The organism is Gordonia sp. HS-NH1, from assembly GCF_001418765.1.
Classification (GTDB): domain Bacteria; phylum Actinomycetota; class Actinomycetes; order Mycobacteriales; family Mycobacteriaceae; genus Gordonia.
In genome coordinates this window covers 126,683-142,757 of sequence record NZ_LIYC01000010.1, presented here as the reverse complement: position 1 = coordinate 142,757, position 16,075 = coordinate 126,683, and the positions used below count along the sequence as shown (strand labels likewise).

Genomic DNA, 16,075 nt, shown 5'->3' with positions numbered 1-16,075 from the left:
CCGATCCACCCCCATTAGGGCTTGGTGACGCAGGTTTCGGAGCCCTTCGCGGCTCGCTTCGCTCGCACCTCAGGGAGCAATGGGGGCGCTTCGCTCGCACCTCAGGGAGCGGTTGGGGCCGCTATAGCTCCTCGCACCTCGCACCTCGGGGACAGAGGGTGTGCGGGTCCGCGGTACTGAGAGCCGAGCGTCACGTCCGGTCGTTGCCACCGCCGGCGGGCAGGAAGCGGAACACGCGGTCGTCGGTGGGCTTCGGTGTCCCCACTTCTTTGTTGACGGTCGCCACCTGCAGCAACCCGTTGGGCAGCGCGGCCATCCGGCCGAGTGCGCCGTACCGGCGTTCGAGCACGACGGCCGGTGCGGTGATCGTCGGCTCCTCACGCGTCGGCTCGTTGATGGCCTCGATGCGCTGCGTCCGCGTCGTCGACACGAAGATGCTGCCGGCGGCGACACCGCACCCGGCGATCTGTGGCCGGTCGGGCCAGGTCCACAGCACCTTGGGTCCACCTTCTTCGAGCACCTGCACGCGATCCTCGGTGGCCGTCTGGTCGGCGACGTAGACGGTCCCGGTGGAAGCGTTGGGGCACAACGACACCGTGGACCCGAACCCGGATGCGAGGATCGCCGGACGGGGACTCGCGCCCGAGGTGAACGAGGTGACCAGCAGCACCTTGCCGGCAAGCGAAGACGGATCGTCGGCGGCCGCGGGATTCCCGGCATTGCCGGTGGCGACCACGAGTTCGGTCGGCGACCGGAAGTACATCGCGCCCATGTTCCCGGTGGCGCCCTTCGGGATGCCGGTGAGGATCGGCTTGGGCACGTCACCCGGCGCCAGGCGGACGATCCGATTGTCCGACGGGGTCGTGATGTAGGCGTAGATCAACCGGTCCTGGGAGTAGGTGGGGGAGAAGGCGAAATCGATCAGACCGCCGTCACCGGACGCGTCGACCGGCGCCTCGCCCAGGGTCCGGGCGGGACCGTAGCGCTTGGTGGTGAGGATCTTTCCGGTCGTGCGTTCGGCGACGACCGTCACCTCGCCCTGCTCGTCGCCGGGCATCACACCGCCGGTCGACGCGAGGCAGGTGGCGATGACCGCGGGGTCGGGGTCGACGCACGGACCGGTCGGCGGCGGCTGTGTCTCCCGAGGGGTCTCGGGGGGCGGAGTCGGCTCGGGCTGGCCGCTCGGCCGGTTGTTGGGGCTGAACGCGCCGGCCTCGCGCTGGTTGTCCTGCGCGGTGAAATCCGCACAGCCGCCGACCAGGACGACCACCGCGGTCAGCACCGTCAGCAGGGTGCGCCACCGAACCCGTACCCGTCGATCCGCCGAGGCGGGTGAACTCGGCCGGCCGGCATGACCGCGCGTGCCCGTCGGGCGCCCCTTCCACATGGCGTCCACAGTAGTGGTGCCCCGGCTCGTGGTGCCCGAGCGTGGTGCCCCGACTCACCCCGCCGGGGTGCGAGGGCCGCGGTGCGCGAGCCTCTAGAGTCGGGCGTGTGAGCGAACGCGACACGTCGGGCACCAGCGGGCGCGACACACCGGCGACGAGTCCCTACGACGAACCGACCGGACAGATTCCGGTCCCGGGTACCGGGGGTGGAGTGCCCAGCGCGGGCACCGGCCCGGGGGCCGCGCGTCCCGAGGCCGGTCCGCCGACACCACCGGCGGTGACCGACCGCGACGACTTCTACAACCGGCACGCCCGGCGGTCCCCGGCGCCCTATTCACGAGTGGACGACCTCGACGACCTCGATCCCGGCGACGTGGAGACCCGTCCCGCCGCCGCGGGTCCGCCGACGACCTCGAGTCCTGCCGCACCGCCCCCACGCTCCGCCGCACCGGCCACGGGCCCGGCAGCGCCGGCGGACGACGATTTCGAGACCGTCCAGTTCGCGAAGCCTCCCGGGCCCGCGCGCGTGCCGCCCGCGGACGACGCGATCACCACCCCTGAGCCCGCCCTCCCGCCGGCCGGCACCGCGCGCTACGACTTCCTCGATGACGACGACGATGCGTCATCCCGCACCCGTGCCCGCGACGAGTCGGCGGCCACCGAGGTGTTGGACGACGAGCCTCGCGCGCGTCGTCGGTTCGGCCGTCGCCGAACCGACGACGACACCGACGTCCGGCCGGACGCGGCGGCCGACGACCTGGAGGAGGCCCTCGCGAAGTCGCGGCGCGGCACGATCGACCTGGGTCTGCTGGTACTGCGCGTCGCGCTCGGCGGTCTGGTCGGAGCCCACGGGCTGCAGAAGCTCTTCGGACTGTGGAACGGCCCGCGACTCAGCGGATTCGAGTCGATGCTCGTCGACGCCGGGTTCACCGCCGACTATGCGCAGATCCTCGCGATCGTCGGCGCCCTGTCGGAGACGATCGGCGGACTCATGGTGATCCTCGGCCTCCTGACGCCGATCGGGGCGTCGGCGATCCTCGGCACGATGCTCGTCGCCGCGGCCTTCAAGATGTCGATGGCGGACGGCTTCTCGTTCTTCGCCGCTGCCGGCGGAGTCGAGTTCGAGCTCTTCCTCGCGGTGGCCGCGGCGGTCGTCATCCTGACCGGACCGGGTCTGTACTCGCTCGACTATCCCCGAGGCTGGGCGCGGCGGCCGTTCGTCGGCTCGTTCCTCTGGCTCATCGTCGGCGCGGCCGCGGCCGTCGCGGTCTGGGTGCTCGCGAACGGCAGCAATCCACTGGTGTGACCCGAGCGGACAACGAATGCGGGGTACGTGTCGGATTCCGACACGTACGCCGCATTCTGTGGTGAGGGGTCAGTCGACCTGACGCACCGCGCCGCGGTCGGCCGACGTTGCGAGCTTGGCATAGGCGCGCAGCGCGGTGGTGACCGTGCGCTGGCGGTCCTTCGGCTGCCACGGACGCTCGGAGGCCTCCATCTTGGCGCGGCGCTCAGCGAGCACGTCGTCGTCGACGAGGACCTCGAGACGGCGGGTCTTGACATCGATGAGGATCCGGTCGCCGTCCTCGACGAGCCCGATGGCACCACCCGACGCGGCTTCGGGAGACATGTGGCCGACCGACAGACCCGACGATCCGCCGGAGAACCGGCCGTCGGTGATGAGGGCGCACTTCTTGCCCATCCCGGTGCCCTTCATGAAGGCCGTCGGGTGGAGCATCTCCTGCATTCCGGGGCCGCCCGCGGGACCCTCGTAACGCACCACGAGGACCTCGCCGGCCTGGATGGTCTTGGACAGGATGACCTGGACGGCGTCCTCCTGGCTCTCGACGACGCGGGCCGGGCCCTCGAAGTGCCACAGGTCCTCGTCGATGCCCGCGGTCTTCAGGACCGCCCCGTCGGGCGCGAGGTTGCCGCGGAGCACGCACAACCCGCCCTCGACGGTGTAGGCGTGCTCGAGGTCTCGGATGCATCCGCCCTCGGCGTCGGTGTCGAGCGAACTCCACCGGTTGGCCGTCGAGAACGGGGTGGTGGTGCGGACGCCGCCCGGTGCTGCGTGGAAGAGTTCGACGGCCTCGTCGATCGCCTTGCCGCCGCGGATGTCCCAATCGTCGAGCGCCTGGGCCATCGTCGGGGTGTGGACGGTCGAGGCGGTGTCGTCGAGCAGACCCGCGCGCCGCAATTCGCCGAGGATGGCCGGGATTCCGCCTGCCCGGTGAACGTCCTCCATGTGGTAGTCGGAGTTCGGCGAGACCTTCGAGAGGCACGGGACGTTCCGGCTGATCTCGTCGATGACCGTGAGGTCGAAGTCGGCGACCTCGCCCTCCTGCGCGGCGGCGAGGATGTGCAGAACGGTGTTGGTCGAGCCGCCCATCGCGACGTCGAGTGCCATGGCGTTACGGAAGGCGGTCGGCGTCGCGATGTTCCGCGGGAGCACCGACGCGTCGTCGTCGCGGTACCAGCGCGTCGCGGCGTCGACGACGACGGTGCCGGCGCGCCGGAACAGGGCGCGACGTGCCTCGTGCGTGGCCAGGGTCGAGCCGTTGCCGGGCAGGGCGAGCCCGAGCGCCTCGGTCAGGCAGTTCATCGAGTTGGCGGTGAACATGCCCGAACACGATCCGCAGGTCGGGCATGCCGCCGCCTCGACCTCGCTCAGGCCCGCATCGTCGACGTCGCTGTTGGCCGACGCGGAGATGGTGGTGATCAGATCCGACGACGGGTGCGCGACATCGCCGACGACGACGGCCTTGCCGGCCTCCATCGGTCCGCCCGAGACGAACACGGTCGGGATGTTCAGGCGCATCGCGGCATTGAGCATGCCCGGGGTGATCTTGTCGCAGTTCGAGATACACACGAGCGCGTCCGCGGTGTGGGCGTTGACCATGTATTCGACGGAGTCGGCGATGATCTCGCGACTGGGCAGCGAGTAGAGCATGCCGCCGTGACCCATCGCGATGCCGTCGTCGACGGCGATGGTGTGGAACTCGCGTGGCACGCCACCGGCTGCCCGCACGGCCTCGGCCACGATGTCGCCGACATCCTTCAGATGTACGTGCCCCGGCACGAACTGGGTGTACGAGTTGGCGATCGCCACGATCGGCTTGCCGAAATCGTCGTCGGTCATCCCGGTGGCGCGCCACAGGGAGCGGGCGCCGGCGGCTTCACGGCCGACGGTGGTGGTGCGTGACCTCAGGGCAGGCATGGCTTCCTCGAATCGATCGTCTGGCTCGGGTGGGCCCGGCGCGATCGGACGTGCGATGACGGACCGGCGCCGGACTCTTCGGCTCAACACCGCGACCCCGGGTGTTGTTTCCCACGGGCTGTGGCCGGGACGAGGCTGTGTTGACGGGCGCCGCCTCGCTGAGGGTGGGCGTGGGGGAGCGCCGAGAAGTCAGGCTACTCCGCCGTGAGATGGGGGAACAAAACGATTCGGACGTGCCCGGCACGACGTCGCCGGCACCACGTAGCGGCGGTGTCAGATCCCCAGCACCGCTTTGGCGATCGAGAAGTAGACGAGGAGGCCGGTGGCGTCGCAGAACGTGGAGATGAACGGTGTGGAGAAGACCGCGGGATCGACGCGGATGGACTTCGCGACCAGCGGCATCACGCCGCCCACGGTCGCGGCCAGCGCGCACACCGACAGGATCGTCAGACCGATGACCACACCGATGTCGAGGCCGTACACGAGTGCGGCGACGGTGAAGCCGGCCAGTCCGAGCAGTGCGCCCATGGTCAGCCCGACGCGGACCTCCTTGGCGGCGACGCGGGTGACGTCGCGTGGGGCGACCTCCTCGGTGGCGAGTGCGCGGGTCACGGTCGTCGCCGCCTGCGAACCGGTGTTGCCGCCGATCCCGGTGAGCAGGGGGATGAACAGGGCCAGCGCGACCCGCTGTTCGAGGGTGCCCTCGAAGATCTCCAGGACGTTGACGGTGAGGATGGCCGACACCGCGAGGACGAACAGCCACACGATCCGGGCTCGGGTGATCGACAGGATGGAGGCGAACAGGTAGGGATCGCGGAGCGGTTCGCGCGCGCCGGCCCGAGCCTCGTCGGTGTCGCGGGCCTGCTCGACGACTTCGACGGCGTCGTCGATGGTCAGGACCCCGACCAGGCGCCGGTCGTTGTCGACGACCGGCATCGCGAGAATTCCGCGGTCCACGCACCGCTGCGCGGTGGCCTCGGCATCGTCGTCGGCATGCGCGAACATCGGTTTGTTCATCAGGTCGCGGACGGAGTCGGCGGGATCGGCCAGGAGGAGATCGCGAAGGCTGACCACACCGCACAGGGAACGGGAACCGTCGAGGACGGGGACGGTGTAGATCGTCTCCGCGGCGTGTCCGCGTTCGCGCACGCGAGCCAGGGCGTCGCCGGCCGATTCGTCCTCGCGCGCGTGGACGAACTCGGGACTCATCCGGCGCCCCACCGAACCTCTCGGATAGCCGAGGACGACGGCGGTCATGTCGCGTTCGGCGGGGGAGAGTTGCTGGATCAGCGACTTGGCGACTCCCGCGGGCAGCTCGTCCAGCAACTCGGCGCGGTCGTCGGGGTCGAGACGGTCGAAGGCGGCGGCCACCTCGACGGTTCCGAGATCATCGATGAGGCGGCGCTGCGAGCCGGCGGACAGGTCGTCGAACACCTCCACAGCGAGGTCCTTGGCCAGCAGGCGGAACGCGACCCCGCGGGATTTGTGGGGGAGCCGGTCGAGCAGGGCGGCGATGTCGCCCGCCGGCAGCGTTGACAGCATCGTCCCGACGTCTGCGAGGCGTCCTGCCGAGATCAGTTCGTCGAGTTCACCGGCGTCGAGTGTTCGGGCGTGCTCCACGGCCGCACTCTATCGCCGCCACGCCGGGCGACGAGATGAGGGAACGAGATCAGAAGAAGGCGCGGCGGTGCTCTCAGATCGCGCGTGCCGCCGACGACTATTCGGCGGAACGGGCCGCCTCGAAGGGGTCCGGGATTCGACCGCCGCTGACGATCGACAACGCCGGGAGATCACGGAAACCGATGGCGGGCAGACGGACTCGACTGCCGTCGGTCAGCACCGCCCGCACCGAACTCCATTTCGGGAACTGCAGCCCCGCGACCTCCGGCCAGGCGATCTCGGTCGTGGAGAACATCCGGACGGCGCGCAGGCCGTCCTCGGTGACCACGGTCCGCAGCCGGTGGATCCACAGCCACAGCACCACCGGCACGACCAGGGCGAAGGTGAACCACGGAGAGGCGCCGACCAGCAGCACGACCACCAGGGCGACCATCGGGACCGTGAAGTAGGCGATCCGATTGATACGGAACGTCACCGGGTAGTCGAACGTGACGTCGTCGTCGGCCGGGGCCGTGCTGGTCTTCGGGTCTGTCGTGGCGGTCTTCGGGTCTGCGGGGTCGGTGGAATCTGTCGGCACCCGTCCATTGTGCCAACCTCGTCGGAGTCTCCCTGTCGACGGGTTCGTCGCGCCGGACCCGATGGGCACTGCGGAAGCGACCGGCACGACCTGTGCGTTCCCACAGTGTGGGACGGCATGGTCCGGAGTTTGACTCAGAACCGAACACAGTCCTACCGTGAACGCGTGATGCAGAACGGGATCCTCGTAGTAATCGGCTGGCGCGTCTTCGCCTGACCGGTCACCTCGCAGACCCCCAACCGGCATCGACGCGCCACCCTCGAACAGCGGAAGCTGTCGGGGGTTTTTTCATGCCAGGTACTTCCATCACCGATATCGGATTCCACAACCAAGATGAGGATCGTGCAGTGAGCGCACCAACAGCACGCACCGACGCCGGCCGCACCGAGCCGTCGCGTAACGCAGGACTGCGGCAGCAGTCTCCGGCGGCGGGCAACCTCCGTGCGGTAAACCAGCACACCGTTGCGCCCGAGCGCGTCAGCGGCGCCCAGTCTGTGGTTCGTTCCCTCGAGGAACTCGGTGTCGAGGTCGTCTTCGGCATCCCGGGTGGCGCGGTCCTGCCGGTCTACGACCCGCTCCTGGACTCACAGAAGGTCCGGCACGTCCTCGTCCGTCACGAGCAGGGCGCCGGCCACGCCGCGACCGGGTACGCCCAGGTCGCCGGACGCGCAGGCGTCATGATGGCCACGTCCGGTCCCGGTGCCACCAACCTGGTGACCCCGCTTGCCGACGCCCAGATGGATTCGGTGCCCGTCGTCGCGATCACCGGCCAGGTCGGACGCGCGCTGATCGGCACCGACGCGTTCCAGGAAGCCGACATCTCCGGTATCACCATGCCGGTCACCAAGCACAACTTCCTGGTCAGTCGGGCGATCGACATCCCGAAGACCATCGCGGAGGCGTTCCACATCGCCGAGAGCGGTCGTCCCGGCGCGGTCCTGGTCGACATCCCCAAGGACATCCTGCAGGCGCAGACCACGTTCTCGTGGCCGCCGCAGATCGACCTGCCCGGCTACCGTCCGGTCACCAAGCCGCACGGCAAGCAGGTTCGCGAGGCGGCCCGCCTGATCAACTCCGCGACGTCGCCGGTGCTCTACGTCGGCGGCGGTGTCATCAAGGCGAACGCGTCGGCGGAACTGCTCGAACTGGCCGAGCTCACCGGTATCCCGGTGGTCACGACCCTGATGGCGCGCGGCGCGTTCCCCGACAGTCACCAGCAGCACCTGGGCATGCCGGGCATGCACGGCACGGTGGCGGCGGTCGCGGGTCTGCAGCGCAGCGACCTGCTGATCACCCTGGGAGCGCGCTTCGACGACCGGGTCACCGGCCAGCTGTCGTCGTTCGCGCCGAACGCGAAGGTCATCCACGCCGACATCGACCCTGCGGAGATCGGCAAGAACCGGCCCGTCGACGTGCCGATCGTCGGTGACTGCAAGGCGGTCACCGAGGAGCTCACCGAGGCCCTGCGCGACGAGCGGGCGACCAGCGGCTCGACTCCCGACATCTCGCAGTGGTGGTCCTACCTCGACAACCTGCGGCGGACCTACCCGCTGAGCTACGACCGTCAGACCGACGGTTCGATGTCGCCGGAGTTCGTCATCCAGGCCCTCGGCAAGGCCGCCGGACCGGACGCGGTGTACTGCGCGGGCGTCGGCCAGCACCAGATGTGGGCCGCGCAGTTCATCTCCTACGAGAAGCCGCGCACGTGGCTCAACTCCGGCGGTCTGGGCACGATGGGCTACGCGGTGCCCGCCGCCATGGGCGCCAAGGCCGCCGACCCCGATGCCGAGGTGTGGGCGATCGACGGTGACGGCTGCTTCCAGATGACCAATCAGGAACTCGCGACCTGCGCGATCGAGGGAATCCCGATCAAGGTGGCGCTGATCAACAACGGCAACCTGGGCATGGTTCGTCAGTGGCAGACGCTCTTCTACGAGGAGCGGTACTCGAACACCGATCTGTCGACCCACTCGCGGATGATCCCGGACTTCGTCAAGCTCTCGGAGGCGCTGGGCTGCGTGGCATTCCGCGTCGAACGCGAAGAAGACGTCGACGAGGTGATCGCGAAGGCCCGGGAGATCAACGACCGTCCGGTGGTCATCGACTTCATCGTCGGCAAGGACGCCCAGGTCTGGCCGATGGTCGCCGCCGGCACCGGCAACGACGAGATCATGGCCGCACGCAACATCCGGCCGCTGTTCGACGACGAGGAGTCGGCGTCGGGTCCGGTGGAGATCCACCAGACGATGGACGGTCATCAGACGGTCGAGAACGCACCGGCCGACCGCGCAACCGAGAAGGACGAGCAGTGAGCACCACCCATACCCTCAGCGTCCTGGTCGAAGACCGGCCCGGCGTCCTGGCGCGCATCTCGGCGTTGTTCTCGCGGCGCGGGTTCAACATCGAGTCGCTCGCTGTCGGCCCCACCGAACTCAAGGGCATCTCCCGGATGACGATCATGGTCTCCGTGGAGGACTTCCCGCTCGAGCAGGTCACCAAGCAGCTCAACAAGCTGATCAACGTGATCAAGATCGTCGAGCAGGACCCGGGGAGTTCGGTCTCGCGCGAGCTGATGATGGTCAAGGTGCGCTCGGACTCGACGGTGCGCACCGAGGTCATCGAGGTCGTGAATCTGTTCCGCGCCAAGGTCATCGACGTCTCGCCCGAGTCGCTCACCATCGAGGCCACGGGTACGTCGGAAAAGCTCGAAGCACTTCTGCGGATGCTCGATCCGTATGGAATCCGGGAGATCGCGCAATCGGGTGCGGTGACCCTCGGTCGAGGACCGAAGAGCATGTCGGCCAACCGCTGACAGAGAATCCCGCTGTCGTCGTGCGCATCTGAGCACCGGCGATGAGCGACAAGAGAATTACGTCCCCGGCGGATTCCGAAATCCACCGAGGACACCACATATCGAAGGGAAACATAGTGGCCATCGAACTGTTCTACGACGACGACGCGGATCTGTCGATCATCCAGGGTCGCAAGGTCGCGGTGATCGGCTACGGCAGCCAGGGCCATGCGCATTCGCTGTCGCTGCGCGATTCCGGCGTCGATGTCGTGATCGGCCTGCGCGAGGGCTCCAAGTCCAAGGCCAAGGCCGAGGAGCAGGGCCTCAAGGTGCTCACCGCCTCCGAAGCCGCCGCATGGGCCGACGTGATCATGGTCCTGGCGCCCGACACCTCGCAGGCCTCGATCTTCACCGAGGACATCGAGCCGAACCTGCAGGACGGCAACGCGCTGTTCTTCGGCCACGGCCTCAACATCCACTTCGGCCTCATCAAGGCGCCGGAGAACGTGACCGTCGCGATGGTCGCCCCCAAGGGCCCCGGCCACCTCGTGCGTCGCCAGTTCGTCGACGGCAAGGGCGTTCCCGCGCTCATCGCCGTCCACCAGGACCCCAAGGGCGAGGGTCAGGCACTCGCGCTGAGCTACGCCAGCGCCATCGGCGGTGGTCGTGCCGGAATCATCAAGACCACCTTCAAGGAAGAGACCGAGACCGACCTCTTCGGCGAGCAGGCCGTGCTGTGCGGCGGCACCGAGGAACTGGTCAAGACCGGCTTCGAGGTCATGGTCGAGGCGGGTTACGCCCCGGAGATGGCCTACTTCGAGGTGCTGCACGAGCTCAAGCTCATCGTCGACCTCATGTACGAGGGCGGCATCGCCCGCATGAACTACTCGGTCTCCGACACCGCCGAGTTCGGCGGATACGTGTCGGGCCCGCGGGTCATCGACGCCGACACCAAGGAGCGCATGCGCGGCATCCTCACCGACATCCAGGACGGCACCTTCGTCAAGCGCCTCGTCGCCAACGTCGAGGGCGGCAACAAGGAGCTCGAGGGTCTGCGCAAGGAGAACGCCGAGCACCCGATCGAGGTCACCGGCAAGAAGCTGCGCGACCTGATGAGCTGGGTGGATCGCCCGATCACCGAGACCGCCTGAGTCGCAACGACAAGCGGGCCCGCACCGAAAGGTGCGGGCCCGTTCTGCTGTCGGGGGAGAGTTTTGCCCGGACGGCCTTCGCTCACTCGATCCGTTCGCGCTCGGCCGCGGGCCGACCACGTTCCCGTACCGCGGCGATGTCGAGTCCGGAGTGTCTCGACACCGCGGCGACGAGCTCGTCGTAGGTACGGCACACGGTCGCCGACCCCGTGAGGGAGGCGACGACCCATCCCGACGGGATCGGGCGCACCGTGTGCCGGCGCAGCACCTCCGACATCCGGCGTGCCACCTGGGCGCGTCGGCGCGGACCGCTCACGAACTCGGCGGCCCAATCCGGGGGTGCCCCGGCGCAGCCCCCGCACATCAGGGCATCACGTCGCCCGAGTTGGGGCCGAGGACCTGACCGACGAACAGATTGCCGCCCGGATCGGAGGCCAGAAGCACCGCCGTCGGGGCGATCTCCTCCGGTCGCCCGAACCGGCCGAGTGGCAGCTCGGCGCGTTTGCTGTGCTTCCACTCGTCGTCGATGCCCTCCACCATCGGGGTGTCGACCGGACCGGGAGCGATGGCGTTCACCAGCACGCCGCGTCCGGCGGTCTCGAGGGCGATCGACTTCGACATGGCAATGACACCTGCCTTCGCCGCGGCGTAATGCGCCAGTGAGACACCGCCTTTGATGGCGAGCTGCGACGCCACGTTGATGATGCGGCCGGCACCCTGGTCCAGCATCGGTCGCAGCGCCGCCCGATTGCACAGGAAGACGCTGGTGAGATCGATGTCGACGGTCTCGCGCCACAATTCGGTCGGCATGTCCACGGTGGGCGACTGGGTGAGGATGCCGTGCGAGCAGACGAGGATGTCGAGTCCGCCGTCCTCGTCGACGACGCGCCCGATCAGGGCGTCGACTTCGGGCTCGGACGTCGCGTCCAGGACGACACCACGCCGGGCCCCGATCTCGTCGGCCACCGCGCTCACCCGGTGGTCGCGATCGGCCAGTGTCACCACGGCGCCCTCGGCGACGTAGGCGGCGGCGATCGCGCGACCGATCCCCGATGCTGCACCGGTCACCAGGGCGCGCCTGCCCGGTAGTACTCCGGTCATGTCGGATCCTCTCTCTCAGATGTTCGTTCAGTCGCGCATCGCAGTGGTCAGCGCGCCGTCCACCACGATCGCCTGGCCGCTGACATAGGACGCCTGCGGACTGGACAGGAAGGCGATGACCTCGGCGACCTCCCGCGGATCACCGACCCGGCCCCACGGGATGTAACCCCCGGCCCGGTCGAGCCCTTCGGGTCCCAGAGAATTGACGGCGTCGCTCGACTGCGGGGTGCGGATGAGCCCGGGGATGATCGCGTTCGCGCGGATGGCCCGGGGTCCGTATTCGACGGCGAGACTGCGCGCGAGGCCGATCACCCCGGCCTTGGCGGTCGCATAGTGCGCGTGATCCTGCCACCCGTAGACACCGCCGGCGATCGACGAGATCACGGTCACCGATCCGCCTGCGGTCATGTGGCGCAGTCCGGCGCGTGCGGTCCGCATCACCCCGTGCAGGTCGACGTCCATCATGTCGTGCCACTGGTCGTCGGTGATCGAGTCGAAGGACGCCTCGCGCAGGATTCCCGCGTTGGCGACGGCGGTGTCGAGACGCCCCCACGTCGCCACGAGTTCGTCGGCGAAGGCATCCACCGACTCGGTCGACCGGACGTCCACTTCGACGATCCGTCCCTGTCCTCCCGCGTCGCTGACATCCCGCAGGGTCGACTCGGGGTCGTGGGGATCGCCCGGGAACGTCCCGATGCCCACCCGCACACCGCGTTCGGCGAGGCACACCGCGGTGGCGGCACCGATACCGGAGGCCGCGCCGGTGATCATCGCGACGGATTGCTCGCTCATGCCTGGGCCCCCGCGGTCGTCGTCGGGCCCGCCGACACACCTGCGGACGGCGGCGCGTCGGCGACCTTGCGCGCGAACAACACCACCACGGCCGAGACGATCGCGCCGAGCGCACCGACCCACAGTGCGGCGGTGGAGTATCCGATGGATGCGGCCGTGAGCCCGGTGAGGATGAAGCCCGAGATGATCGCTCCCGGTTGTGACATCGCGCCGATGAACGCACTTCCGGTTGCGCGGCAATCGGTGTCGAAGCACTCCGCCTGGAAGAACATGATCGCGGCGTAGGGCCCGAGGAGGAAGAACAACCCCATCATGTAGGTCACCAGAACGAAGATCTGGCTCGAGGGTCCCAGCAGCATCGCGCCGAAGAACAGCCCCGACAGCAGCCACCCCACCGCGATGGTGTTGCGGCGACCGAAGCGGTCACCGGCCCACCCGTGGGCGAGGTAGCCGGCGACGGCGACCAGGTTCGAGAGCACGACGAGGATCAGGGTGCTCGAGGCGTCGATGCCCTTGCCCTTCTCGAGCACCGTGGTGCCCAAGACCGAGAAGGTCTGGATCGCGAACCAGTTCAGCAGCCAGGCGAGCGAGAGAACGACCGTGTTGCGCAGGTGCTTACCCGTGAAGATCCGCTTGAACGGTGCCGCGGTCTGTTCGACCGTCGCGGTGGCGGCGGCGAGAGCGTCCGCCTCGTCGTGCTTCCCGGCCTTGCGGAGCTGCTTGACGGCGTGTTGGGCCTCGAACTGCGGGCTCTCCTTGAGCTTTCGGCACACCAGCGCGACGATGATGGCCGGAATGGTCGCCAAGAGGAAGGCGATCCGCCACGAGTCGGCACCGAAGATCGCGGTGACCACGGCGACGAATCCGGCGGCGAGAAGTGCACCCGCGGGCCACCCGGTCTGCACCATCGAGTAGACGAATCCTCGTCGCTTCTTGATCTTGTCGTCCTCGGTGAGCTCGTAGAGCTCGTTGAGATAGGTCGCGTCGACCGATTGTTCGGCGAGCCCGAGTCCGCTGATCGCGCGGACGCCGATCAGTGAGGCCGCGCCGAACGTCGCCGCGGTGGCGGCCGATGACGCAGCCGTACCGCCGACGGAGATGATCATGCCCTTGCGACGGCCGACCTTGTCGACCAGCGGGCCGACGAGGAGGACCACGATGGCGGTGCCGACGCTGACGAGCGTCGAGACCAGCAGCGCGTAACTGGTCGTCCAGCCGAACGATTCCTCGATTCGCGGCAGGAGCGTCCCGAAGAGGATGAAGTCGTAGACCGCGATCGTCCAGGCGAAGAAGGCAATCCCCGAGGCGCGCCGGGTCTCTGTCCCGGTGACGCGCCGGAACCCCGTTGGGGTGGCGGTGTTCTCGTGAGTCATTGTCGTGCTCTCTTGCTCGATGGTGATGTCGATGAGGTGCCGGCGCGTCGTCGGGTCGGCGATGGGTGGGCAACGGGGACGTCGCCCCGGGCAGACGTCAGAGTCGGGGTGACCGCTTCTTGAAGTCCTCGGCGATGGTGTCGAAGTTCGCCCAGCGGACGCCGTCGTGTGAATTGATGTGCTCGATCAATCGCTCGAGCATGAGCAGGACCTGCGGGCGGCCGGAGACATCCGGGTGGATGGTGAAGGTGAAGACCGCATAGTCACTCTCGCGGTAGACCCAGTCGAACTGATCGCGCCACATCTCTTCGATGTGCCGCGGGTTGACGAAGCCGTGGCTGTTCGGGCTGCCCTTGATGAACATCATCGGGGGCAGGTCGTCGAGGTACCAGCTCGCCGGGATCTCGACGAGGTCGGTCTCCTCGCCGCGGACGAGAGGCTTCATCCATTCCGCCGCCGGCTTGTCGTAGTCGATGGGGGTCCACGAGTCACCGACACGGACGTAGTACGGCTCGAAGTCACGGTGCATCAGCGAGTGGTCGTAGGTGATCCCGCGCTCGACGAGCAGCTCGTCGGTGACCTTGCTGAACTCCCACCACGGTGCGACATATCCGGTGGGCCGCTTGCCGGTTCGATTGCTGATCAGATCGATGCAGTGATCGAGGATCTCCGACTCCTGCTCGCGTGTCATCGCGATCGGGTTCTCGTGACTGTAGCCGTGCAGACCGATCTCGTGTCCTGCGGCGACGACCTGATCGAACTGTTCGGGGAATGTCTCGACCGAGTGCCCCGGCCAGAACCAGGTCGCCGGGAGGTCGTATTTCGCGAGCAGGTTGTTGAGGCGGGGGACACCGACCTCGCCCGCGAAGACACCCCGCGAGATGTCCCCGGGCGAGTTCTCGCCCCCGTACGAGCCGAGCCAGCCGCCGACCGCGTCGACGTCGATTCCGAAGGCTACGAAGATTTCCTTGGCCATTGTTCAGTCCTCCTTGGTGGTGTGGCGAGTGGTGGGATGGTGATCGGTGTGGTTGTCGGCCGATGCCAGGTCGGCGTAGGTCGAGATCAGCTCGGTGAGCGACTCCGTACGGGTGAGACCGGTGGACAGCAACAGCGCCAACAGGATTCGTGCCTGGGTCGCGGGTAGGCCGGAGACGGGTGGGACGCCGGCGGCGACCAGGTCGGCGCCGCCGCCGTTGCCGTAGACACCGCGGACGGGGCCGGCCGGTACGCGAGTGGACAGGACGAGAGCGAGGCCGTCTCCGACGAGATCGGCCGCGGCTTCGACGATGTCCGGGTTGCCGTTGCCGATTCCGGTGCCGGCCAGCACGATTCCGGCGGCGCCGCAGTTCGCGGCCGCGCGCAGCAGCGCGTCGTCCGCACCGGGATAGACGTCGACGAGGTCGACGCGCGTGTCGTCGAACGCAGCCCCTGGGCGCGGCAGCGGGTCGGGCCTCGGCGCCGAGTGCCCGAAGCACACCCGGCCGTTCGCCACGGTGCCAGATGGCGGAGAGACGACAGAGCGGAACGCGTCGAGTGCGATCGTGTGGATCTTTCGTGCCCCACGGGCGGGGATGATCTGCCCGGCGAAGACGATCATGACCCCACGGTCGCGGGCAGCCGGCGCCGCGGCGACGCGGACTGCGTCGGTGAGATTGCCCGGACCGTCGCCGTCGGCGGTGTCTCCGGCCCGTTGGGCTCCCGTCAGGACGACGGGGCGGGGATCGTCGTGGACGAGGTCGAGAAGGATCGCGGTTTCCTCCATCGTGTCTGTTCCGTGCGTGATCACCACGCCGTCGACCGGTTCCGTGGATCGCGCGAGAAGTGTTGCGACCGCGTCACTGATCTGCCGCAGGTGCCCGAGCGTCAGCCGGTAGGACCCGACCGTCATCAGATCGACGGTCTCGACCTCGACGTCGTCGAGGCCCGCGTGTTCGACCAGCCGCGCGGCGGTCCGGGTGGCCACCACTCCGGCGTCGGTCGCCTCGGACGCGATCGTGCCCCCCGTGGCGATGACTGCGATCCGCGTCATCGGCTACGGCTCGGCGACGGGGTGGGGCTCCCG

Annotated in this window: 14 protein-coding genes; 4 read left to right on the top strand and 10 right to left on the bottom strand. The window is 68.5% G+C overall.

What is annotated here, in order from left to right:
* Positions 1-190: 190 nt before the first annotated feature.
* Complete coding sequence (locus tag AMD30_RS10065; RefSeq protein WP_231632676.1) at positions 191-1,387, bottom strand: PQQ-dependent sugar dehydrogenase; 1,197 nt, start codon at positions 1,385-1,387, stop codon at positions 191-193.
* A gap of 107 nt (positions 1,388-1,494) precedes the next feature.
* On the opposite strand from AMD30_RS10065, the gene AMD30_RS10060 reads away from it, so the two are divergent.
* Positions 1,495-2,694: a DoxX family protein gene (locus tag AMD30_RS10060; RefSeq protein WP_055475520.1), complete on the top strand. Its 1,200-nt coding sequence runs from the start codon at positions 1,495-1,497 to the stop codon at positions 2,692-2,694.
* Between the two features lie 69 nt (positions 2,695-2,763).
* Here AMD30_RS10060 and ilvD read toward each other — a convergent pair whose 3' ends face one another.
* The 3 genes from ilvD to AMD30_RS10045 form a co-directional block, all read right to left on the bottom strand.
* Complete coding sequence (ilvD, locus tag AMD30_RS10055) at positions 2,764-4,608, bottom strand: dihydroxy-acid dehydratase (RefSeq protein WP_014927502.1); 1,845 nt, start codon at positions 4,606-4,608, stop codon at positions 2,764-2,766.
* Positions 4,609-4,881: 273 nt separating this feature from the next.
* Positions 4,882-6,228, bottom strand: coding sequence for a magnesium transporter (mgtE, locus tag AMD30_RS10050; protein WP_055475519.1), 1,347 nt, complete (start codon positions 6,226-6,228; stop codon positions 4,882-4,884).
* Positions 6,229-6,325: 97 nt separating this feature from the next.
* Positions 6,326-6,805: a PH domain-containing protein gene (locus tag AMD30_RS10045; protein ID WP_010841328.1), complete on the bottom strand. Its 480-nt coding sequence runs from the start codon at positions 6,803-6,805 to the stop codon at positions 6,326-6,328.
* Positions 6,806-7,152: 347 nt separating this feature from the next.
* On the opposite strand from AMD30_RS10045, the gene AMD30_RS10040 reads away from it, so the two are divergent.
* From AMD30_RS10040 to ilvC, 3 genes are all read left to right on the top strand, one after another.
* Positions 7,153-9,117, top strand: a complete 1,965-nt coding sequence (locus AMD30_RS10040) for an acetolactate synthase large subunit (RefSeq protein WP_055475518.1) — start codon at positions 7,153-7,155, stop codon at positions 9,115-9,117.
* Positions 9,114-9,617, top strand: coding sequence for an acetolactate synthase small subunit (gene ilvN / locus AMD30_RS10035; RefSeq protein ID WP_004019305.1), 504 nt, complete (start codon positions 9,114-9,116; stop codon positions 9,615-9,617). The genes AMD30_RS10040 and ilvN overlap by 4 nt, the downstream gene beginning before the upstream one ends.
* A gap of 116 nt (positions 9,618-9,733) precedes the next feature.
* Entirely contained in the window at positions 9,734-10,747 is a 1,014-nt protein-coding gene (ilvC, locus tag AMD30_RS10030) for a ketol-acid reductoisomerase (protein ID WP_010841326.1), read from the top strand.
* An 82-nt stretch (positions 10,748-10,829) separates the two neighbouring features.
* Here the strand turns inward: ilvC and AMD30_RS10025 are convergent, their stop codons facing one another.
* The 6 genes from AMD30_RS10025 to AMD30_RS10000 all read right to left on the bottom strand — a co-directional run bounded on the left by AMD30_RS10025 (position 10,830) and on the right by AMD30_RS10000 (position 16,042).
* On the bottom strand, positions 10,830-11,111 hold the full coding sequence (locus AMD30_RS10025) for a hypothetical protein (protein ID WP_231632675.1): 282 nt from the start codon (positions 11,109-11,111) through the stop codon (positions 10,830-10,832).
* Complete coding sequence (locus AMD30_RS10020) at positions 11,111-11,848, bottom strand: SDR family NAD(P)-dependent oxidoreductase (protein ID WP_055475516.1); 738 nt, start codon at positions 11,846-11,848, stop codon at positions 11,111-11,113. Before AMD30_RS10020 ends, AMD30_RS10025 begins: the two co-directional genes overlap by 1 nt.
* Before the next feature lie 27 nt (positions 11,849-11,875).
* Positions 11,876-12,640, bottom strand: a complete 765-nt coding sequence (locus tag AMD30_RS10015; protein WP_055475515.1) for an SDR family NAD(P)-dependent oxidoreductase — start codon at positions 12,638-12,640, stop codon at positions 11,876-11,878.
* A complete protein-coding gene (locus AMD30_RS10010; RefSeq protein ID WP_055475514.1) occupies positions 12,637-14,013 on the bottom strand; it encodes an MFS transporter in 1,377 nt (458 codons plus the stop codon). Before AMD30_RS10010 ends, AMD30_RS10015 begins: the two co-directional genes overlap by 4 nt.
* A 97-nt stretch (positions 14,014-14,110) precedes the next feature.
* Positions 14,111-14,989, bottom strand: coding sequence for a polysaccharide deacetylase family protein (locus tag AMD30_RS10005; protein ID WP_055475513.1), 879 nt, complete (start codon positions 14,987-14,989; stop codon positions 14,111-14,113).
* Positions 14,990-14,992: 3 nt separating this feature from the next.
* On the bottom strand, positions 14,993-16,042 hold the full coding sequence (locus AMD30_RS10000) for an asparaginase (protein ID WP_084817234.1): 1,050 nt from the start codon (positions 16,040-16,042) through the stop codon (positions 14,993-14,995).
* Between the last annotated feature and the right edge of the window lie 33 nt (positions 16,043-16,075).